The sequence below is a fragment of the Rhodoferax sp. WC2427 genome, assembly GCF_040822085.1.
Lineage (GTDB): Bacteria > Pseudomonadota > Gammaproteobacteria > Burkholderiales > Burkholderiaceae_C > Rhodoferax_B.
The window spans coordinates 2,184,977-2,205,733 of the sequence record NZ_CP162006.1; the positions used below are offsets into that span (position 1 = coordinate 2,184,977).

Sequence of the window (20,757 nt, forward strand, 5' to 3'; positions counted from 1 at the left end):
CCTCCATGGCATTGGCATCCAGCGTAGCCGCTGTGGCGGCCGATGGGTCGCTGTGCCCCGACCGTCCGATCCGCTTTGCCTATTTCGAGATGGGCGCGCTCTACAGCCGGGGCGTGGGTATCGACAGGGACCTGGTCGATGCCCTGCAACAGCGCTCGGGCTGCAGCTTTGCGGCGGCGGTACAGCCCCGGGCCCGCACCTGGATGGAGCTGGAGCGGGGCAACCTGGACATGACCGCCTCGGCCTTGTCCACCCCTGCCCGCGAGAAGTTTGCCTGGTTCGCCGACTACTTTGTCGACCGCAACCGCCTGCTGCTGCGGGCCGAGCTACCGGTGGCCATTCGGTCGCTGGCGGAACTGCTGGCCGACCCACAGGTGCGTGTGGGCGTGGTGCGCGGCTTTGTGCATGGCGCGGCGCTGGACGGCGTGGTGGCCCAACTGCGCGACCAGGGGCGGCTGGAGGAGGTGGAGGACCAGGAGACGCTGTACCGCATGCTGGCGGGGCGCCGTTTCGATGCCATTTTTGGCTATCCCTATGTGTACGCCCAGTACCTGCGCCAAAACCAGATGGCTGCCAAGGTCCGGGTGGTGGAGCTGGCCACGCTGCCCACCGCCCGCAGCTATCTGGCCATGTCGCACAAAGCCTTCACCCAGGCGCAGGCCCAGCGCTGGCAAGAGCTGCTCAACGGCATGCGCGCCGACGGCAGCCTGCAGGCGATTTTCCAGAAGCACCTGGGTGCCGCAGCCGCCCGCCAGATGCTGAGATACTAGCCAAAAAGGCTTCTTGCGCCCGCGCATTCGGCGTAAGGTGCTATCAAAATAATACCGATTGCAAGCACGGCCCAGAGGGCCCGACGGTACGATACTTGCGTCGCGCCAGCGAGCATCGCCCGCACCGGGGTGCCGCTGGCCTGCCCGTTGGCGAAGTACGCGAAGTAATGCAAAGGGCTGCCCTGTATGCAGCCTGGCCGGGTACATGGGGCTATAGTTTCCCCATTCACCTCGTTTTCTTTTAACCATAGGACTTCTCTCATGCTGAACGGAAAAACTGCACTCGTCACCGGCTCTACCAGCGGTATTGGTCTGGGTATCGCATTGGAGCTGGCCAAGCAGGGTGCCAACATCATCTTGAACGGCTTTGGCGACCACGCCGGCCCCAAGGCCGAGGTCGAGGCGCTGGGGGTCAAAGTGGGCTACAGCGGCGCCGACATGGGCAAGCCCGCCGAGATCGCCACCATGATCGACTACGCCAATGCCGAATTTGGCGGCGTGGACATTCTGGTCAACAACGCCGGCATCCAGTACGTGGCCCCGATCGAAGAGTTCCCCATCGAGAAATGGGACTCCATCATCGCCATCAACCTCAGCGCCGCCTTCCACGCCACGCGCCTGGTGATTCCCGGCATGCGCGCCAAGAACTGGGGCCGCGTGATCAGCATTGCGTCCGCCCACGGCCTGGTAGGCTCGGCGCAAAAAGTGGCCTACGTGGCCGCCAAGCACGGCATTGTGGGCATGACCAAGGTGGTGGCCCTGGAAACCGCCACCACCGGCATCACCGTCAACGCCATCTGCCCCGGCTGGGTGCTGACCCCGCTGGTGCAAAAGCAGATCGACGACCGCTCGGCCAAGGAAGGCATCCCCGTGGCCCAGGCCACCAAGGAGCTGCTGCAGGAAAAAGAGCCCTCGCTGCAGTTCACCACGCCCGAGCAACTGGGCGGCCTGGCCGTGTTCTTCTGCTCGCCCGCGGCCGACAACGTGCGCGGCGTGGCCTGGGCCAATGACGGCGGCTGGACGGCCCAGTAACGTGGGCTGCGCAGCATGAAAATCGAAGAGGTGCGCGCCCGGGCATTCGCCATGCCCTTGACCAACCCGTCATTTCCCCGGCCACCGTACCGGTTCTACAACCGCGAATACATCGTCATCACCTACCGCACCGACCCGGCTGCGCTGGCGGCGGTGGTGCCCGAGCCGCTGGTGGTGACCGACAACGTGGTCAAGTACGAGTTCATCCGCATGCCGGACTCCACTGGCTTTGGCGACTACACCGAGTCGGGCCAGGTGATTCCGGTCAGTTTCAACGGCGAGCATGGCGGCTATGTGCATTCCATGTACCTGGACGACGACGCGCCCATCGCCGGGGGACGCGAGCTCTGGGGCTTTCCCAAAAAGCTGGCCAGCCCCAAGATCAGCCACGAGGGGGAAGTGCTGGTGGGCACGCTGGACTGCCGCGGCCTGCGCTGCGCCGTGGGCACCATGGGCTACAAGCACAAAGAGGCCGACAAGGATGCGGTACTCAAGGCCATGATGGCCCCCAACTACATGCTGAAGATCATTCCGCACGTGGACGGCGGCCCGCGCATTCTGGAGCTGGTGCGCTACTACCTGGAAGACATCCAGGTCAAAGGCGCCTGGACCGGCCCGGCCGCGCTGGAGCTGTTCCAGCACGTGACGGTGGACGTGGCCAAGCTACCGGTGCTGGAGGTGGTTTCGGCCATCCATTACGTGGCGGACCTCACCTTGGGCATGGGTGAAGTGGTGCACGACTATCTGGCCTGATGGGGAGTTTTGAGGCCATTTTTCAGGCATGAAATCAGCCCCTTGTGCTGATTCCATCAGCGTAGGGTGCTCCTGTTTTTGATGTCAAAAACAGGAGCATTTGCTTTTTACAGCCGGGCCAGCCGCTCCAGCGCTGCCTGCAGGGTCTCATCCTTCTTGGCGAAGCAAAAGCGCACCACGCGCTGGTCGAAGCCGTTGCCGTAAAAGGCCGACAGCGGAATGGCGGCCACGCCGATTTCCTGGGTCAACCACTGGCAGAAGTCGGCCTCGCCCAGGTCGCTCACGTCCGAAATATCCACGCACTGGAAGTAGCTGCCTTCGCTGGGCAGCAGCTTGAACTTGGTGGCGGCCAGACCGGCGCGGAACAGGTCGCGTTTGCGCTGGTAGAAGGCGGGCAGTTCCAGATAGGGCGCGGGGTTGGCCAGGTAATGGCTCAGCCCATGCTGCACCGGCGTGTTGACGGTGAACACGTTGAACTGGTGCACCTTGCGGAACTCGGCCATCAGCGGGGCAGGGGCGACCACGGTGCCCACTTTCCAGCCGGTCACGTGGAAGGTTTTGCCAAAGCTGCTGACGATGAAGGCGCGCGCGGCCAGACCGGGGTAGCGGGCGGCGCTCTCGTGCTGGGCCCCGTCGAAAACCATGTGCTCGTAGACCTCGTCGCTGATCAGCAGCACCTCGGTGGGCGCCAGCAGGTCTTGCAGGGCCAGCATGTCCGCGCGCGACCAGATGGTGGCGCTGGGGTTGTGCGGCGAGTTGATCAGGATGGCGCGGGTCTTGGGCGTGATGGCTGCGGCGATTTTGGCGAAGTCGGGGCGGAACGTGTGGGGTGTGAGCGGCACCCGCACTGGCGTGCCCCCGGCGAGTTCGATGTTGGGCACGTAGCTGTCGTAGCAGGGCTCCAGCACGATGACTTCGTCACCAGGGCGCACCACGGCCAGGATGGCGGTGATGATGCCCTGGGTGGCCCCGGCTGTGATGGTAATTTCGGTCGCAGCGCTGTATTTACGGGCGTGGAGTGCTTCAATTTTTGCAGCAACCGCCTCGCGCAGCGCGGGGATGCCGGGCATGGGCGGGTACTGGTTCAGGCCCTGCTGCATGGCCTCGGTCACCGCCTGCACCAGCGCCGGGTCGCAGTTGAAATCAGGGAAGCCCTGGCCCAGGTTGACCGCGTTGTGCTCGGCGGCCAGGGCCGACATCACGGTGAAGATGGTGGTGCCAACGGCGGGGAGTTTGGTTTGGATATGGGGTGTACGCATAATTAGTTGAGGACAGAGCTGGTCTGCTGCGCAGCCTGCGGTCTGTCCCGCAAAGTTTCACAATTCGTAATCGTTAACGTGTCCAGACATGGCTTGCGCCACCAAATTGCGGTCTAGCCGGTCGCTCAGCAGCTCGGCAAATTTATAGACGAAATTGCGCAAATAGGCACTGCGCTTGAAGGCCACCCGGGCGATGTTGATACCGAACAGGATGCCGGCGGGGCGCGAGATCAGGTCGGAGTTGACATCATCGCGCACCGCCATTTCGGCCACGATGCCGATGCCCAGGCCCAGGCGCACATAGGTCTTGATCACGTCCGAGTCGATGGCTTCCAGGGCGATGCGGGGAACGAGCTTGCGGGCGGCAAAGGCCTGGTCGATCTTGGTGCGGCCGGTGAACGACGGGTGGTAGGTAATTATTGGCTCCTGCGCAATGTCCTCCAGCGTGAGGCGCTCTTTTTTTGCGAGCGGATGGTTGGCCGGGAAGACGATGACGTGCTGCCATTCGTAGCAGGGCAGGGTGACCAGCTCGGTGTAGTTGGCCAGCGATTCGGTGGCAATGCCGATTTCGGCCACTTCGTCGATCAGCATGCGGGCCACCTGGTCGGGCGCGCCCTGGTGCAGGCTCACGTTGACCTTGGGGTAGGCCTCGCGCAGCTTGGCCACCGGCACCGGCAGCACGTAGCGCGCCTGGGTGTGGGTGGTGGCGATCGACAGGGTGCCGCTGTCTTGCGCGCTGAACTGTTCGCCGATGCGCTTGAGGTTGCCCACCTCGCGCATGATCACTTCAATGCTGCTGAGCACGTGCTGGCCGGGTTCGGTGATGCGTTTGAGGCGCTTGCCGTGGCGGGCAAAAATTTCCACACCCAGCTCTTCCTCCAGCTCGATGATGGCTTTGGAAACCCCGGGTTGCGAGGTGTGCAGGGCTTTGGCGGCCTCGGTCAGGTTCAGGCCGCGCCGGGCGGCTTCCTGGACGAAGCGGAATTGGTGTAGGTTCATATCGAATTTCAGCTAATTTTGAAATTCATTATGCCCCAATCATCTATGCGGAAGGCTCCAATGCGATTTTGGCGAGCAGCGCGACCAACTGCGGATTCTCGCCCACCGCAGCCTGCAAGACGATGTCCACGCCCGGGTGCTGCTGGCGCAGGCCGTCCATCAGCACCGGCAGGTCGTCGCGCACATGGCGGCCCACGCCCAGGAACATGGGCACCACCGTCAACTGCTGCACGCCTTGGGCCACACACTGGGCAGCGGCGGTGGGCAGGTCGGGCTCGGTCAGTTCCAAAAATGCGCAGGCGACCTGCACCTCGGGGTCGGTGGCGGCCACCTGGGCGGCCACGGCTTCCATCGGCAAACGCCACAGCGGGTCGCGCGAGCCGTGGGCAAACAAAATCACACCGCGATGTTTCATGGGGAGGTCAGCGCCTTAAAACCAGCCAGCCAAACGCGGCCAGCGAGAGCATGGAATAGATAAAGCCTGGCGCGGCGGCGGTGAGCCAGGGCTGCCAGTTCTGCAGGTTGCCAATGTAGCCAAATACGTTGTTCAGCAAGAAGAAGCTGATGCCCGCCATCACCCCGCCAAACACGTAGGTGGTGATGCCGCCGCTGCGAAAGTGCAGGTAGGCAAACGGCAGGGCCAGCACCACCATCACCAGGCAGCTCAAGGGGTAGAACACCTTGCGCCAGAACTCGATTTCGTAACGCTGCGCCGTCTGGCCGTTGGCGTTGAGGTGGCGGATGTACTGGAACAGGTCCAGCGTGGCCATGCGGTCGGGCTTGAGCAGGGCGGTGGACACCATCTCGGTGCTGATCTCGGTGGGCCAGCGGTAGGTGGGCAAGCGGGTGCGCTCCACACTGGCGGTGTCGGTGGCCTGCGTGTCCTGCGTGTGGAAGCTGCTGCGCTCCACGTTGGTCAGCGTCCAGGCCCCATCGCTGGCAAATTCACCGGATTCGGCGTGCATCAGCGACACCAGCAGGCCGTTCTGGTCAAACTCGAAAATCCGCACGCCCTGCATGCGGCCCTGGCCCACCAGGGCGCTGACGTTGGCGGCAAACGAGTGGTCGGCCTGCTTTTCTTTCAGCCAGGCCCCGGTCTGTCCGATGGTGATGCCGCCCTGGTAGCGGGCCTTGATGAGCTGGGCCGCCCGGTCGGACATGGGGGCCAGGTAGTCGCCGATGGCAAAGGTCAGCACCACAAAGGCCATGCCCAGTGCCAGCAGGGTGTGCAAGGCCCGCCAGGGGCCCAGGCCGCTGGTGCGCAAAATGGTGTATTCGGAGCTTTGCGCCAGCCGGGCCATTACAAAGATGGTGCCGATCAGCACGGTGATGGGCAGCAGCTCGTACAGGTGGCTGGGCACCATCAGCGTGACCACCAGCATCGCGTGGGCGAGTTGGTAGCCGTTCTCGCCGGTCTTGCCCACCCAGCGCAGCTCGTCGACAAAGTCGAAGAAGAAAAACAGCGCCAGAAAGCCCAGGGTTACAAAACCCACGGCGACCAGAATTTCCTTGTACAGCAGTTGGCGGATGGTCTTCATGCGGCGGCTCCGGTGCGGCGGCGCGGCAACAGGTTGCGCCAGGTCAGGTGGTTGTGCCGCGCCAGCAGCCAGGCCACGGCCAGCACCAGCACGCCGCCATGCAGTCCCAGCATGAAGCCGCCAAACGGCACCGCGCCATTGGCGATCCAGTTCTGGCCCAGGTTCAGCAGGTTGTAGTACGCCACAAAGGCAAACAGCGCGAACAGCACGTTACCGCCCCGGCCCGAGCGCGGGTTGCCGCCGGACAAGGCCAGCGCAATCACCACGAAGTTCAGGGCGGCAAACGCCAGACTCAGGCGCCAGGCCAGCTCTCCCAGGTTCACCGCATTGGGGTCACGCACCAGGTCCAGGCTGGAACGGGCCCGCGACGGCGGGGTGTCCAGCGGCCCGATGGCGTTGCCGCCGATGCGGGTGCCGTATTCCTGGAATTCACTGACCTTGAGGTCGGGCTCACCCAGGTTGGACTCCAGCCGCTGGCCGTTGTTGAGGATCAGAAACTGCTGCCCGTTGATGCGGTCGATCTTGGCGCTGCGCGCCGAGGTGACGGTTTCCTTGCCGTGGTCGATGGAGGAGATGAAGATGTTGTTGCCGCTGCGTTTGTCCGGCGAGTCCTTGTCGATAAAGAACACCCGGTTGCCATTGGCCGACTCCTGGAACTGCCCGGGCGCGATGCGCTCCAGATCGCCGCGCTGCTCATAGCGGTCTTTCATGTCCTGGATCTGCTGGTTGGACCAGGGCCACACCACCAGCGCCAGCGCCGCCACCGCCAACAAAATTGGCCAGGCAAAGCGAAACAGCGGCCGCAGCAGCCCCACCAGCCCCTGGCCGCTGGCGAACCAGATCACCATTTCACTGTCGCTGTACATGCGCGAGAGTGTGCTGACCACGGCCACAAACAGGCTCAGCGTGAGGATGGTGGGCAAATACCCGAGTACGCTGTAGCCCAGCACCATCATCACCTCGGAGGGATTGACCGAGCCCTTGGCGGCCTGGCCCAGGGTGCGGATCAGCATCATGGTCATGACGATGGTGACCAGGGCCACCAGCGTGGCACCAAAACCGCGGGCCAGCTCTTTGCGAATAGAAGAATGGAATAACATCGTTGACGGATTGCAAGCCACCGCGTGGCGGACCATACCGGCCCCCACCCACGCGACAACACGACTAAATTTATGAACTTTGAACTGAAATCCTTGGACCTGGCCGCCTGCGCCGCCGAGAAATGCGACGCCCTGATTGTGCTGGTGTCCGAGGCTTTTGCTCCGGCCAAGGATGCATTGTCTCAGTTGATTGCCCAGGCCCGCGCGTCGGGGGATTTGGAGGCCAAGCCCGGCAAGTTGCTGCAAATGTACCGCCCGGCTGCGGCCGCTGCCACGCGGGTGCTGCTGGTGGGTGTGGGCGACGGCGCGGCGCGCCACGTGCGCCAGGCGGTTGCCACCGCTGTGGCCGCCGCCAAAGGCCCCTCGCTGCGCAAAGTGCTCATCAGCTTTGCCGGTGCCGACGCCCAAAAATCGGTACGCGCCGCGGTGCAAGCTGTGGCCGAAGCGACCTACGTCTACACCACCACCAAGTCCAAGCCCGAAGGCCGCACCCTGTCCCAGGTCTGGCTGTGCGCACCCGATGCCGCGGCTGCCCAGGCGGAGCTGGCGCTGGGTACGGCCACGGTGGCAGGCGTCGAACTGGCCAAGGAATGGGGCAACCGCCCCGGCAACCACGCCACCCCCACCTTGCTGGGCACGGCGGCCAAATCGCTGGCGCGCTTTCCCAAGATCCGCTGCGAAGTGTTGGGCCCGAAGGAAGTGGCCGCGCTGGGCATGGGCTCGTTCATGTCGGTGGCCCAGGGCTCCAAGGAGCCGCTGCGCTTCATCGTGCTGCACTACAGCGGCGCGGCCAAGACCGTCGCCCCCACGGTGCTGGTGGGCAAGGGCATCACCTTTGATACTGGTGGTGTCTCCATCAAGCCTGCGGCCGAAATGGACGAGATGAAGTTCGACATGTGCGGTGCCGCCAGCGTGCTGGGCGTGTTCCGTGCGCTGGGCGACCTCAAGCCCGCCATCAACGTGGTCGGGTTGATTCCGGCCTGCGAAAACATGCCCGACGGCGGCGCGGTCAAGCCCGGCGATGTCGTCACCAGCATGAGCGGCCAGACCATCGAAAACCTCAACACCGACGCCGAAGGCCGCCTGGTGCTGTGCGACGCGCTGACCTACGCCGCCCGCTTCAAGCCCCGCGCCGTGATCGACATCGCCACCCTCACCGGTGCCTGCGTGGTGGCCCTGGGCGGCGTGCGCAGCGGCATGTTCTCGGCCGACGACAGCCTGGCCGCCGCCCTGCAGGCCGCAGGCGAGTCGGCGCTCGACCCGTGCTGGCGCCTGCCGCTGGACGACGAATACGGCGAAGGCCTGAAGTCCAACTTTGCCGACATGGCCAACGTGGCCGGGCGTGCGGGTGGGGCCATCACCGCCGCCAAGTTCCTGCAGAAGTTCACCGGCAAGATGCCCTGGGCGCACCTGGACATCGCGGGCACGGCCTGGAAGAGCGGGGCGGCCAAGGGCGCCACCGGTCGGCCTGTGGGCTTGCTGTTGGACTATGTATTAAATCAGCCTCCAGCGCTGATTGAATCAGCGCAAGCAGCTCCTAAATCGATAGTGCGGCGCAAAATGGCAACTCAGGCTATACCGGCCAAAACTGTGGCCAAAACTGCGGCCAAGACCCCGCGCAAAACAGCGGCCAAGTAAGCCCGCCCGCCCGCCCATGACCCACGTAGAGTTCCACTTCAACGCGCCCGACAAAATCGCCTACGCCTGCCGTCTGCTGCGCAAGGCCAGCCGCCAGCGGACGCAGGTGGTGGTGGTGGCCGGGCCGGAGCTGCTGCAGGCCCTGGACGCGGCCCTCTGGAGCTTCAGCGCCACCGACTTCGTAGCCCACACCCTGGCCACGCCGGATGCCGCTGTGCTGGCGGCATCGCCGGTGTTGCTGCTGGAGTCGGCCTTGGAGGCACCGCACCAGCAGGTCTTGCTGCAGCTGGGCGATACCGTGCCCGCCGGTTTCGAGCGCTTTGAACGCCTGATCGAGGTGGTGACGCTGGAGGAAGACGACCGCGTGCTGGCCCGCCAGCGCTGGAAGCACTACGCAGGCCGCGGGTACGCGGTGCAGCGCAAGGATTTGGAACTGAAAGAGCCCGCATGATGGTTGATTCCCCCCGCCAACCCCCGCGTTTTGTGCCCACACTCACCGAAGTGGTGCAGCCCATTTCGGTGCCTGTCGCTCCCGCGACACCTCCAGGGTTCATCACCACCGAGGCCCTGGAAGACCAGATCATCCACCGCGTGATGCAGCGCATCGACCTGTCGCTGGAGCGCCGTTTGCGCGAGGCGGTAGCGGCCATGGTGCTGCAGCAAACCCAGTCTTTGGTACCGCGTTTGCGGGAGGAAATCGAGTTCGTGGTGCGCCAATCGGTGTCCGATGCGGTGGCCGACGAGCTGGCTACGCGCCTGCCCTAAACGGTAAAAATACCGGTTTTGTATGCCCCAAATGGGCGCAAAAACGGTTGTCCGCGTGTTCCCTATGTTTCGGGCCTAAAAATTGCGGTATTGTTCGGCCCGTGGATTTACCCATTCACTGTGTCTATCGCTATCCAGCCATTTTGTACATTGGAGTTTTTATGCAAATGAAGTTGAAATTGACCGTAGCTGCTGCCATTACTGCTGTGGCAGGTATGGCTTCTGCCCAGGACGTGCAGGTCGTGAAAATCGGCCACGTTGCGCCCATGTCGGGTGGCCAAGCCCACTACGGTAAAGACAACGAAAACGGTGCACGTATGGCCGTGGAAGACTTGAATACGCAAAACGTCGTCATCGGCGGCAAAAAGATCAAGTTCGAGTTGATGGCTGAAGACGATGCTGCCGATCCAAAGCAAGGTACGGCTGCTGCACAAAAGTTGTGTGATGCCAAGGTTAACGGCGTGGTGGGTCATTTGAATTCGGGTACCACCATCCCCGCATCCAAGGTCTACAACGACTGCGGTATTCCCCACATCACCGGTGCGGCCACCAACCCCAACCTGACCAAGCCTGGCTACAAAACCACCTACCGCATCATCGCCAACGACAACTCGCTGGGTGCAGGGCTGGCGTTCTACGCCGTCGACGCGCTGAAGCTGAAGAAGGTCGCCATCATCGACGACCGTACCGCCTACGGCCAAGGTGTTGCCGAAGTGTTCAAGAAGACCGCTTTGGCCAAGGGCATGACCGTGGTGGACGAGCAGTTCACCACCGACAAAGCCACCGACTTCATGGCGATCCTGACCTCCATCAAGTCCAAGGCACCTGACGCCATCTTCTTCGGCGGCATGGACCCCCAGGCTGGCCCGATGCTGCGCCAAATGGAACAGCTGGGCATGACCAACGTCAAGTACTTCGGCGGTGACGGCCTGTGCACCAACGAAGTGGCCAAGCTGGCTGCTGGCGCCAAGACGCTGGACAATGTGGTCTGCGCTGAAGGCGGCGCTTCCCTGGTCAAGATGCCTGGCGGCGTGGAATGGAAGAAGCGCTACGATGCCAAGTACCCTGGCCAGTTCCAGATCTACAGCCCGTACACCTACGATGCCACCATGGTGCTGGTCGATGCCATGAAGCGCGCCAACTCCACCGACCCCAAGGTCTACACCCCCGAGTTGCTCAAGACCAACTACAAGGGCGTCACCACCACCATCAGCTTCGAACCTAACGGCGAACTGAAGAACCCCTCGATCACCCTGTCGGTCTACAAAGACGGCAAGAAGACCGCGCTGAACTAATCGGTTCCAGCACCCACAAAAAAGCCACCGCGAGGTGGCTTTTTTTTGTCTGGGTGTTCGCTATATATTCAATAGCTTCTGCCGCCCATCCTGTAAGGGCTGGCGGTATAAAAGGCACAAACCCACCGCGGTGACACCCCTTCCAGGGATAGCTGGCCCTGGCTCCGCCAGGCCACTGGTATCGCCCCCTGCGAGGGGGTTGGCGGAAAGCGCTTGCGCTCTAGCCTGGGGGAGAGCCCATTTACGCCCGGGCATCACCCCAGCGCAACTGGGCCATGTCGTCGCCGCGGTACAGGGTTTCACCGGAGCGGTCCACGCAGTAGTTGGGGGAGACGATCATTTCGTTGAAATGCATGTCGGCTGCGATGCGGGTGTACTCGAACAAAATGCTGCGGGTCACCTTGGCGCCCGAGCGGATCACGCTGCCGTGGCCGATCCAGCAGGGGCCGATGATGGTGGCGCCGGGCTCTACCTTGACGCTGGAGCCCAGGTACACCGGGCCCTGGATGTTGCACTGGTCCCAGGCGATGGAGGTGTTCAGCCCCACCCAGATGCCGGGCTTGACTTCGCGGCCCGGGATATTCATCTGCGCCACTTCGCCGCGCAGTACGCGCTGCAGCACCGACCAGTAGTCGCTCACGCGGCCAATGTCGATCCAGTTGAAGAAGCGCTTTTGGGCGTAGAACGGCAGCTTTTCGGCCACCAGCTGGGGGAACAGTTCGGCGCCGATGTCATACACCTTGTTGGGCGGGATCATGTCGATGACCTCGGGCTCAAAGATGTAGATGCCGGTGCTGGCCAGGGTGGACTGGGCTTCTTCGGGCTTGGGCTTTTCCTGGAAGGACTGAATCTGCCCCTGCTCATTGGCCACCACGATGCCGTAGTTGGAGACTTCATTCAAGGGCACGTCCAGCGTCACCACGCTGGCAATCGCACCCTTGGTCTTGTGCTCGTGCAGGGCCGCGCCGATGTCCAGGTCGATCAGGGCGTCGCCGCACAGCACCAGGGTGGGCTCGTCAAAAAAGCCGCTGAAATCCTGGATGCGCCGCATGCCGCCTGCCGAGCCAAAAGGCTTGGGGATCACGTCGCCGTGCTCGCGCACGCCTTCGTAGGCATAGCCGATTTGCACGCCCCAGCGGTGGCCATCGCCAAAATACTGCTCGATTTTGTGGTGGTGGTAGGCCACGTTCACCATGATTTCTTTGATGCCGTAGTTGGCCAGGTGCTCGATCAGGTACTCCATGACCGGCTTGCCCAGAATCGGCACCATCGGCTTGGGCAGGTCCTTGGTCAACGGGCGCACCCGCGTACCTTGACCTGCCGCCAGAATCATTCCCTTTGCCATGCTGGTATTTCCCTATGTTATGTGAGCAGTATGAGGTGCATAGATTATCAAGGTTTAGTTTGAAGGTTCTGGGCACGTCAAACTTTTGGTCAGCCGTCTTGTCATCCATGCTATGGATGTACGGGCGGGGTGACTGTGCGGTGGCTAACACATGGAAACAACACGGAAACAAAAAAGGCCTGTCGTTGTAATAACGACAGGCCTGATATTGGCGGAACAGGCGGGATTCGAACCCGCGGAGGGCTATTAACCCTCACACGCTTTCCAGGCGTGCGACTTAAACCACTCATCCACCGTTCCTAAGCCCACAAGTATAGCAGTCAATGTGCTGCATTCTTGCCGGGCACTGCATGTTTCTCCAGATCCTCCAACAACACGAACTCCAGCGCCCGGATGTGGGTGGACTCCAGCACCACCGGTGGGGCTACCCCGGCCTCGAACGCCTCTTTCCAGCGGTTGGCGCACAGGCACCAGCGGTCGCCCGGGCGCAGGCCGGCAAAGCGCCACTGGGGGCGCGGCGTGGTCAGGTCGTTGCCGCGGGCCAGCGAGAAGGCCAGAAACTCGGCGGTGACCTTGGTGCAGATGACGTGCGAGCCGCTGTCGGTCTCGTCGGTGCTGCAACAGCCGTCGCGGAAGTAGCCGGTCAGCGGGTCGTAAGAGCAGGGCACCAGTTCGTTGCCCAGCACGTTGTGTTCGATGGCGGGGGTGTCCATGGCGGTCCTAGGAAGCTTTGACGGTGTTGACCATTTTCATGGCGGAGCCTATCAGTGCCGACACTTCGGTCATGTTGCTGGGCACAATCAGGGTGGTGTGGGCGTTGGCCGCTACCTTGGCATAGGCTTCCACGGCTTTTTCGGCCACCTTGAGCTGCACCGCCTGCTCGCCGCCCGGCTGGCGGATGGCTGCTGCGACCAGTTCGATGGCGTGGGCGTTGGCTTGGGCCACGGCGGTGATGGAGGCGGCCTCGCCCTGCGCCTTGTTGATGACGGCCTGCTTTTCGCCCTCGGAGCGGGCGATGAAGGCCTCGCGTTCGCCGGTGGCGATGTTGATCTGCTCCTGGCGGCGGCCCTCGGACGCGGCAATCAGCGCGCGCTTTTCGCGCTCGGCGGTGATCTGCGCCTGCATGGCGTGCAGGATTTCCTTCGGGGGCGTCAGATCCTTGATTTCGTAGCGCAGCACCTTCACACCCCAGTTCAGGGCGGCTTCGTCGATGGCGGCCACCACCTGGGCGTTGATGATGTCGCGCTCTTCAAAGGTTTTGTCCAGCTCCAGCTTGCCGATAACGCTGCGCAGCGAGGTTTGCGCCAGCTGGCTGATGGCCATGATGTAGTTGCTGGAGCCGTAGCTGGCGCGCATGGCGTCGGTGACCTGGAAGTACAGGATGCCGTCCACCTGCAGCTGGGTGTTGTCGCGGGTGATGCAGACCTGGCTGGGGATGTCGAGCGGGATTTCCTTGAGCACGTGCTTGTAGGCCACGCGGTCCACAAACGGCACCAGAAAGTTCAGGCCCGGGGTCAGCGTGCCGTGGTATTTACCCAGCCGCTCGATCACCCAGGCGTGCTGCTGGGGCACGACCTTCAGGGTGCGGCTGATGAAGATGACGGCGATGACGAGTAAGACGATGGCTATTTCCATAAAGGCTCCAGGTTAGACCTTTGAGTGTTTCACAGTTTTTCGACCAGCAAGCGGTTGCCCGTGACCTCGACCACCCGGTGCGGGCCCGGGGAGGGCGGGTTGCCGGGGCGGTGCAGCACCGTCCAGTTGGCCCCCCGGTAATTCACCTGGGCCGTGCCGTCCGGGCGCCATGCCTCCACCTGCACGGTTTCGCCAATGTCCAGGTTCACATCCGGGTTGGCGCTGGCAGGCAGGCTTCGGGGGCGTTTGCTGCGGATGCGGTTCCACAGCACCACGGCGCCGCCGCCCACCGCGCTGGCGATAAGCGTTTGCACCACCATGCTGCTACCCGCATACGCCGCCAGCGCCGCCGCCGCAAAGCCCAGGGCCAGCATCAATAAATAGAAGGTACCGGTGAGCAACTCCGCCACGATGGCCCCGCCGGCCAGCAGCCACCAGATCGTCGATTCCGCCATAGAGTGCCTTTGCTTGTATTCGTATCGCTACATTTTGGGACTAATTCAGGGCATCCCCCTAGAAGCTTCATACGAAGTCCTTACACTTCGCGCCTGTTTTGCGTTTTACCTTGCGTTAATTTGGCTGGAGGCCGGCATGAAGTTTCGTTTCCCTATCGTCATCATCGATGAAGATTTTCGCTCCGAGAACACCTCGGGGCTGGGCATCCGCGCCCTGGCCCAGGCGATAGAGACGGAGGGGTTTGAGGTGCTGGGGGTGACCAGCTACGGCGACCTGTCCAAATTTGCCCAACAGCAAAGCCGCGCCAGCGCGTTTATTTTGTCGATCGACGACGAAGAATTCTCGCCCGGCCCCGACCACGACCCGGTGGTGCTCAACCTGCGCCATTTCATCGAGGAAGTGCGGCGCAAGAACCTGGATGTGCCGATCTACATCTACGGCGAAACCAAGACCTCGCAGCACATCCCCAACGACATCCTGCGCGAGCTGCACGGCTTCATCCACATGTTCGAGGACACGCCCGAGTTTGTGGCGCGCCACATCATCCGCGAGGCCAAGAGCTACCTGGAAGGCGTGCAGCCGCCGTTCTTCAAGGCCTTGCTGGACTACGCCGAAGACGGCTCGTATTCCTGGCACTGCCCCGGCCATTCCGGTGGCGTGGCCTTTCTGAAGAGCCCGGTGGGCCAGATGTACCACCAGTTCTATGGCGAAAACATGCTGCGCGCCGACGTGTGCAACGCGGTGGAAGAGCTGGGCCAGCTGCTCGACCACAACGGCGCGATTGGCGAGAGCGAGCGCAATGCCGCGCGCATCTTCAACGCCGACCACTGCTTCTTTGTGACCAACGGCACCAGCACCAGCAACAAGATGGTCTGGCACCACACCGTGGCCCCCGGCGACGTGGTGGTGGTCGACCGCAACTGCCACAAGTCGAACCTGCACGCCATCATCATGACCGGCGCAATTCCGGTGTTCTTGAAGCCCACGCGCAACCACTTCGGCATCATCGGCCCCATCCCCAAGAGCGAGTTCGAGCCCGCTGCCATCAAGGCCAAGATCCGCGCCAACCCGCTGCTGCAGCATGTGGATGCCGACACCATCAAGCCGCGCATCCTCACGCTCACCCAAAGCACCTACGACGGCGTGCTCTACAACACCGAAACCATCAAGAGCATGCTCGATGGCTACGTGGAAAACCTGCACTTCGACGAAGCCTGGCTGCCGCACGCCGCCTTCCACCCGTTCTACGGCAGCTACCACTCGATGGGCAAAAAGCGCATCCGCCCCAAGCACGCGGTGGTGTACGCCACGCAAAGCATCCACAAGCTGCTGGCCGGTATCAGCCAGGCCAGCCATGTGCTGATCCAGGACTCGCAAAACGTCAAGCTCGACCGCCACCTCTTCAACGAGGCCTACCTGATGCACACCAGCACCAGCCCGCAGTACAGCATCATCGCCAGCTGCGACGTGGCTGCCGCCATGATGGAGCCGCCCGGCGGCACCGCGCTGGTGGAGGAAAGCATCGCCGAAGCCCTGGACTTCCGCCGCGCCATGCGCAAGGTGGACGACGAGTACGGGGCCGACTGGTGGTTCAAGGTCTGGGGCCCCGACAAGCTGGTGGAGGAGGGCATTGGCCGCGCCACCGACTGGATCATCAAGGGCGAATCCAAATCCAACGCCAAGGCCAACTGGCACGGCTTTGGCAAGATGGCCACCGGCTTCAACATGCTGGACCCGATCAAGTCCACCATCGTCACGCCCGGCATGGACCTGAACGGCAAGTTCGCCAAAACCGGCATCCCGGCCAGCATCGTCACCAAGTTTTTGGCCGAGCACGGCGTGGTGGTGGAGAAAACCGGCCTGTACAGCTTTTTCATCATGTTCACCATCGGCATCACCAAGGGCCGCTGGAACAGCATGCTGACCGCGCTGCAGCAGTTCAAGGACGACTACGACAAGAACCAGCCGATGTGGCGCATCCTGCCCGAGTTCTGCCAGAAGCACCGCCGCTACGAACGCATGGGCCTGGCCGACCTGTGCCAGCACCTGCACAACCTGTATGCCAAGTACGACATTGCCCGGCTCACCACCGACATGTACCTCAGCGACCTGACCCCGGCCATGAAGCCCAGCGACGCCTACGCCCACATCGCCCTGCGCAAGACGGAGCGCGTGGCCATCGACGACCTGGAAGGCCGCATCACCGTGGGCCTGGTCACGCCCTACCCGCCGGGCATTCCGCTCTTGATCCCCGGTGAAGTGTTCAACAAGAAGATCGTGGACTACCTGAAGTTCTCGCGCGAGTTCAACACCCAGTGCCCCGGCTTTGAGACTGACATCCACGGCCTGGTGGAAGAAGTGGACGAAAACGGCAAGCACCACTACTTTGCCGACTGTGTGAAGGTCTAAACCCTCCCGCTTCAGTGTGCTATTAAATAAAGAGCTGCTCACGCTTATTCCATAAGCGCTAGCAGCTCTTTTTTTATAAATTCTGCACGGATTCAAGCGGCTTTTGAATCCAAACCCCTGGCGCGCTCCGTATTGGTCTCAGCCGCAACATTCGGCTTGTTATCCACCCACTAGGAGCTTTCCATGGTCTCGATCCAAACTTCCCGCACACTTGCTTCTTTCAGCCTGGCCGCCGTGATGGCCGCCGTGTCTTTTGCCTCCGTGGCCGCTGACGTGATGGTTGGCGGTGCACCCATGATGGCCTCCAAGGACATCATCGACAACGCCGTCAACTCCAAGGACCACACCACCCTGGTGGCCGCCGTCAAGGCCGCAGGCCTTGTCGACACGCTCAAGAGCGCCGGTCCGTTCACCGTGTTCGCGCCCACCAATGCCGCCTTCGCCGCATTGCCCGCCGGCACGGTAGACACCCTGCTCAAGCCCGAAAACAAGGGCATGCTGACCAATATCCTCACCTACCACGTGGTGGCCGGCAAGTTCGATGCCGCAGCCATCAACAAAATGCTGATGGACGGCAAGGGCATGACCAGCTTCAAGACCGTCAGCGGCGGCACTTTGATGGCCAAGGCCAACGGCTCTACCCTGGTGCTGACCGATGAAAAGGGCGGCTCCGCCAATGTGACGATTGGCGACGTGTACCAGTCGAATGGCGTGATCCACGTGATCGACAAGGTTCTGTTGCCCAAGTAATTACCAGCTACAAATCCGCGTCCGCGCGCAGCCGCAAGAAGCTCGCAAAGCGCGGAATCCCGCTGGGGTTGACATCGCGGTACCGGTAGGTCACCCAGGTGCCCAGCGCAGGCGGATCGCGCCGCTGGGCATCGCTGAAGCCGGTGCCCAGCTTGAATTTTCGGCCCCCGGGTGTTTCCACCTGCAGGGCCCCCAACAGGCCCGCATATTTGCCCTGGCCCGCCACATGGCCCACCACCCGGGCTTCGGCATCCTCAAACGGCTTCAATTTCAACAGGTCGTCCTTGCCCGGGCTGTCCAGCAGCGCATCGCCCCGGTGCAGCACCAGCCCCTCGCCACCGGCCTGCACCGTTTGCCGCAGCAAAACCTGCAGGGCAGGGTGGCTGGCCACTCGCATCTGGGCCACTGGTTGCACCCAGGCGGGCAGCGCCAGTTGCTGCAGGGCGGCCAGGCGCGCGTCGAAGGCCCCGCTGTGCCCGGGCAGGTCAAACAGCCGGTAGCGCATCTGCCGCCAGGCGGCCTCGCCCGCACCGGCCTGCCGCACCGTGGATACCGCGGTGGCAAAGGCCCCGTGTCCGGCCCACAGCTCGCCATCCAATGCGGCAGATGGCCAGCCCGCGGTAAACCACGCGGGCGCACGGATGGGTTGGCCGCCCCGGGTCCATAGCTGGGTACCGTCCCAGTAGCCCCGCACGCCGTCCAGCTTTTCGCTGACCCAGTAGTTGTCCAGCGCAATGCCACCACGGTAGGCCGTGGGCCGCTGCAGCACTGGCGGGCTGGCACGGCTGTGCAAAGGTGTGGCGACTGCAACAACAAGTAATAGGCGTTGCAGCAGCGTTCGCCGGTGGAGCGGGGTGGGGATGGCGGATGTAAGCATGCCGCCAATCTACGCCAAACCGGTCGGGTTTGGGGTACTTTTGGGCGCTTTTTGGCCACTCGCCGATGGTGCGACCTTGGTACATTGCAGTGGGTTACTTTTTGACCTGCCCGTTACCCTTACTACATCCTGGAGACACTTTCGCATGCGCATTCCCACCTTTCGCCCCGCGTTGATTGCCACCGCCGCCGCCCTGTGCTGCGCCGCCCAGGCGGCTTCCGTCGCCCCCGTTGCCGCCGAAAACGGCATGGTCGTCACCGCCCAGCACCTGGCCACCCAGGTGGGTGTGGATGTGCTCAAGCGCGGCGGCAACGCCATCGATGCCGCCGTGGCCGTGGGCTATGCGCTGGCCGTGGTCTACCCCGCCGCGGGCAACCTGGGCGGTGGCGGCTTCATGACGGTGCAACTGGCCGATGGCCGCAAGACCTTCTTCGATTTCCGTGAAAAAGCCCCCCTGGCGGCCACCGCCAACATGTACCTGGATGCCGACGGCAACGTGGTCAAGGGCGCCAGCACCAACGGCTACCTGGCCGTGGGCATTCCCGGCTCGGTGGCCGGTTTTGAAGAAGCCCGCACCAAATACGGCACCATGCCCCGCGCCAAGCTGCTGGCCCCGGCCATCGGGCTGGCCGAGCGCGGCTTTGTGCTGCAGGAGGGCGATGTAGACATGCTGAAAACCGCGACTGCCGATTTCAAGAAAGACGCGCCATCCGCCGCCATCTTCCTCAACAAAGGCGAGCCCTTCCAGATCGGCCAGAAGCTGGTGCAAAAAGACCTGGCCAAGACCCTGAAGCTGGTCAGCCAGAAGGGGCCGGACGGCTTCTACAAAGGCACGGTCGGCGCCCACATCGTGGCCGCCAGCCAGGCCGGCAAGGGCATCATTTCCCAGGAAGACCTGAACCAGTACAAGGTGCGCGAGCTGGCCCCGGTGGAGTGTGACTACCGTGGCTACCACATCGTGTCGGCCCCGCCTCCCAGCTCGGGCGGCGTGGTGATCTGCGAAATCCTGAACATCGTCGAAGGCTATCCGCTCAAGGAGCTGGGTTTCCGCTCGGCCCAGGCCGTGCACTACCAGATCGAGGCCATGCGCCACGCCTACCTGGACCGCAACAGCTACCTGGGCGACCCCGACTTCGTGAAGAACCCGCTGGAGCGCCTGCTCGACAAAGGCTATGCCGCCAAGATCCGCGCCGCCATCGATCCCGCCAAGGCCGGTGTCTCCAAGGACCTGAAGCCCGGCGTGGCCCCGCATGAAGGCAGCAACACCACCCACTACTCCATCGTCGACAAGCTCGGCAACGCCGTCTCCGTCACCTACACGCTGAACGACTGGTTCGGCGCCAAGGTCACCGCCGCCAAGACCGGCGTGCTGCTAAACAACGAGATGGACGACTTCACCTCCAAGGTGGGCGTGCCCAACCTGTACGGCCTGGTGCAGGGCGAGGCCAACAAGATCGAACCCGGCAAGCGCCCCCTGAGCTCCATGAGCCCCACCATCGTCAGCAAAGACGGCAAGCCCGTCATGGTGGTGGGCACGCCCGGCGGCAGCCGCATCATCACTGCCGTCACGCACACCATCCTGAACGTCATCGACTACGGCATGAACGTGCAAGAGGCCGTGGACGCACCGCGCTTTCACCAGCAGTGGCTGCCCGACCTGACCAACGTGGACACCTTCGGCATCAGCCCCGACACCCGCAAAATCCTCGAAGGCATGGGCCACAACCTGGCCGAACCCCAGCCCGCCAACCACCTGGCCGCGATCCTGGTGGGTGCCCCATCGCTGGAAGGCAAGCCCCGTGGCAACTTCCGTTTCTACGGCGCCAACGACCCGCGCCGCAATACCGGGCTGGCTGCCGGGTACTGAGTTGGTTGGGCGCAGGAAGCTACGTTTTCTGTAGCTACCTGCGCTTGTCTGGTGAGCGTCAGAGCTATTTTCCATGGGTAGAAATGGGCGCTTTTGGTTGGTGCAGACCACCTGCTTGACCCTGCTGCACTGGCCGTCTTCGCGCGCCTGCCTGCCGCAGCTTTTGAAGCCAGCGCGGTGGTCTGATACAGGTCGATGGTCAGTCGACTTTTGTCTCCGGGCAGCACAAATAGCTGTCGGGAAATAGTGGCTCGCAGCGGTGGCGGGAT

The 20,757-nt window shown here is 63.0% G+C and carries 20 protein-coding genes and 1 tRNA gene; 10 read left to right on the forward strand and 11 right to left on the reverse strand.

Annotated features, from left to right (window positions below; all coding sequences use genetic code 11):
• Window positions 1-5: 5 nt before the first annotated feature.
• The 3 genes from AB3G31_RS10335 to AB3G31_RS10345 all read left to right on the forward strand — a co-directional run bounded on the left by AB3G31_RS10335 (window position 6) and on the right by AB3G31_RS10345 (window position 2,555).
• Window positions 6-770 (forward strand): substrate-binding periplasmic protein, encoded by a 765-nt coding sequence (locus tag AB3G31_RS10335; protein ID WP_367850083.1) that lies wholly within the window; start codon window positions 6-8, stop codon window positions 768-770.
• Window positions 771-1,031: 261 nt separating this feature from the next.
• Window positions 1,032-1,802 carry a 3-hydroxybutyrate dehydrogenase gene (locus tag AB3G31_RS10340; protein ID WP_367850084.1) on the forward strand — a complete coding sequence of 257 codons (771 nt, stop codon included), beginning with the start codon at window positions 1,032-1,034 and terminating at the stop codon, window positions 1,800-1,802.
• 15 nt (window positions 1,803-1,817) lie between these two features.
• The gene (locus AB3G31_RS10345; RefSeq protein WP_367850085.1) at window positions 1,818-2,555 is read left to right on the forward strand and encodes an acetoacetate decarboxylase; all 738 of its coding nucleotides are present in this window, start codon (window positions 1,818-1,820) and stop codon (window positions 2,553-2,555) included.
• Window positions 2,556-2,662: 107 nt separating this feature from the next.
• Here AB3G31_RS10345 and AB3G31_RS10350 read toward each other — a convergent pair whose 3' ends face one another.
• Genes AB3G31_RS10350 through lptF form a run of 5 tightly spaced genes read right to left on the reverse strand, consistent with a single transcriptional unit; the run spans window position 2,663 to window position 7,451 of the window.
• Window positions 2,663-3,814 (reverse strand): pyridoxal phosphate-dependent aminotransferase, encoded by a 1,152-nt coding sequence (locus tag AB3G31_RS10350; protein ID WP_367850086.1) that lies wholly within the window; start codon window positions 3,812-3,814, stop codon window positions 2,663-2,665.
• A 57-nt stretch (window positions 3,815-3,871) separates the two neighbouring features.
• On the reverse strand, window positions 3,872-4,813 hold the full coding sequence (locus AB3G31_RS10355; protein WP_367850087.1) for a CysB family HTH-type transcriptional regulator: 942 nt from the start codon (window positions 4,811-4,813) through the stop codon (window positions 3,872-3,874).
• 43 nt (window positions 4,814-4,856) lie between these two features.
• Window positions 4,857-5,228 carry a sirohydrochlorin chelatase gene (locus tag AB3G31_RS10360; protein ID WP_367850088.1) on the reverse strand — a complete coding sequence of 124 codons (372 nt, stop codon included), beginning with the start codon at window positions 5,226-5,228 and terminating at the stop codon, window positions 4,857-4,859.
• Window positions 5,229-5,235: 7 nt separating this feature from the next.
• The gene (lptG, locus tag AB3G31_RS10365; protein ID WP_367850089.1) at window positions 5,236-6,351 is read right to left on the reverse strand and encodes an LPS export ABC transporter permease LptG; all 1,116 of its coding nucleotides are present in this window, start codon (window positions 6,349-6,351) and stop codon (window positions 5,236-5,238) included.
• Window positions 6,348-7,451 (reverse strand): LPS export ABC transporter permease LptF, encoded by a 1,104-nt coding sequence (gene lptF / locus AB3G31_RS10370; protein ID WP_367850090.1) that lies wholly within the window; start codon window positions 7,449-7,451, stop codon window positions 6,348-6,350. Before lptF ends, lptG begins: the two co-directional genes overlap by 4 nt.
• A gap of 72 nt (window positions 7,452-7,523) precedes the next feature.
• Between lptF and AB3G31_RS10375 the strand changes: the two genes are divergently transcribed.
• From AB3G31_RS10375 to AB3G31_RS10390, 4 genes are all read left to right on the forward strand, one after another.
• The gene (locus tag AB3G31_RS10375; protein ID WP_367850091.1) at window positions 7,524-9,089 is read left to right on the forward strand and encodes a leucyl aminopeptidase; all 1,566 of its coding nucleotides are present in this window, start codon (window positions 7,524-7,526) and stop codon (window positions 9,087-9,089) included.
• Between the two features lie 16 nt (window positions 9,090-9,105).
• The gene (locus AB3G31_RS10380; protein WP_367850092.1) at window positions 9,106-9,540 is read left to right on the forward strand and encodes a DNA polymerase III subunit chi; all 435 of its coding nucleotides are present in this window, start codon (window positions 9,106-9,108) and stop codon (window positions 9,538-9,540) included.
• Entirely contained in the window at window positions 9,540-9,854 is a 315-nt protein-coding gene (locus tag AB3G31_RS10385) for a hypothetical protein (protein ID WP_367850093.1), read from the forward strand. Before AB3G31_RS10380 ends, AB3G31_RS10385 begins: the two co-directional genes overlap by 1 nt.
• A gap of 161 nt (window positions 9,855-10,015) precedes the next feature.
• Window positions 10,016-11,149: a branched-chain amino acid ABC transporter substrate-binding protein gene (locus AB3G31_RS10390; RefSeq protein ID WP_367850094.1), complete on the forward strand. Its 1,134-nt coding sequence runs from the start codon at window positions 10,016-10,018 to the stop codon at window positions 11,147-11,149.
• Window positions 11,150-11,390: 241 nt separating this feature from the next.
• On the opposite strand, the gene AB3G31_RS10395 is transcribed toward AB3G31_RS10390, so the two are convergent.
• The 5 genes from AB3G31_RS10395 to AB3G31_RS10415 form a co-directional block, all read right to left on the reverse strand.
• Window positions 11,391-12,482, reverse strand: coding sequence for a sugar phosphate nucleotidyltransferase (locus AB3G31_RS10395; RefSeq protein WP_367850325.1), 1,092 nt, complete (start codon window positions 12,480-12,482; stop codon window positions 11,391-11,393).
• A gap of 221 nt (window positions 12,483-12,703) precedes the next feature.
• A tRNA-Ser gene (locus AB3G31_RS10400) sits at window positions 12,704-12,794 on the reverse strand.
• Window positions 12,795-12,814: 20 nt separating this feature from the next.
• Window positions 12,815-13,207 carry a DUF2237 family protein gene (locus AB3G31_RS10405; RefSeq protein WP_367850095.1) on the reverse strand — a complete coding sequence of 131 codons (393 nt, stop codon included), beginning with the start codon at window positions 13,205-13,207 and terminating at the stop codon, window positions 12,815-12,817.
• Window positions 13,208-13,214: 7 nt separating this feature from the next.
• Window positions 13,215-14,129: an SPFH domain-containing protein gene (locus AB3G31_RS10410; protein ID WP_367850096.1), complete on the reverse strand. Its 915-nt coding sequence runs from the start codon at window positions 14,127-14,129 to the stop codon at window positions 13,215-13,217.
• A 29-nt stretch (window positions 14,130-14,158) separates the two neighbouring features.
• Window positions 14,159-14,584 (reverse strand): NfeD family protein, encoded by a 426-nt coding sequence (locus AB3G31_RS10415; protein ID WP_367850097.1) that lies wholly within the window; start codon window positions 14,582-14,584, stop codon window positions 14,159-14,161.
• A gap of 136 nt (window positions 14,585-14,720) precedes the next feature.
• Between AB3G31_RS10415 and AB3G31_RS10420 the strand changes: the two genes are divergently transcribed.
• Window positions 14,721-16,994 carry an Orn/Lys/Arg decarboxylase N-terminal domain-containing protein gene (locus AB3G31_RS10420; protein WP_367850098.1) on the forward strand — a complete coding sequence of 758 codons (2,274 nt, stop codon included), beginning with the start codon at window positions 14,721-14,723 and terminating at the stop codon, window positions 16,992-16,994.
• Window positions 16,995-17,177: 183 nt separating this feature from the next.
• A complete protein-coding gene (locus AB3G31_RS10425; RefSeq protein ID WP_367850099.1) occupies window positions 17,178-17,744 on the forward strand; it encodes a fasciclin domain-containing protein in 567 nt (188 codons plus the stop codon).
• Window positions 17,745-17,751: 7 nt separating this feature from the next.
• Here AB3G31_RS10425 and AB3G31_RS10430 read toward each other — a convergent pair whose 3' ends face one another.
• Window positions 17,752-18,621 (reverse strand): DNA ligase, encoded by an 870-nt coding sequence (locus AB3G31_RS10430; protein WP_367850100.1) that lies wholly within the window; start codon window positions 18,619-18,621, stop codon window positions 17,752-17,754.
• Between the two features lie 145 nt (window positions 18,622-18,766).
• Here AB3G31_RS10430 and ggt point away from each other — a divergent pair, with 145 nt between their 5' ends.
• Complete coding sequence (gene ggt / locus AB3G31_RS10435; RefSeq protein ID WP_367850101.1) at window positions 18,767-20,488, forward strand: gamma-glutamyltransferase; 1,722 nt, start codon at window positions 18,767-18,769, stop codon at window positions 20,486-20,488.
• The last annotated feature ends 269 nt before the right edge of the window (window positions 20,489-20,757 follow it).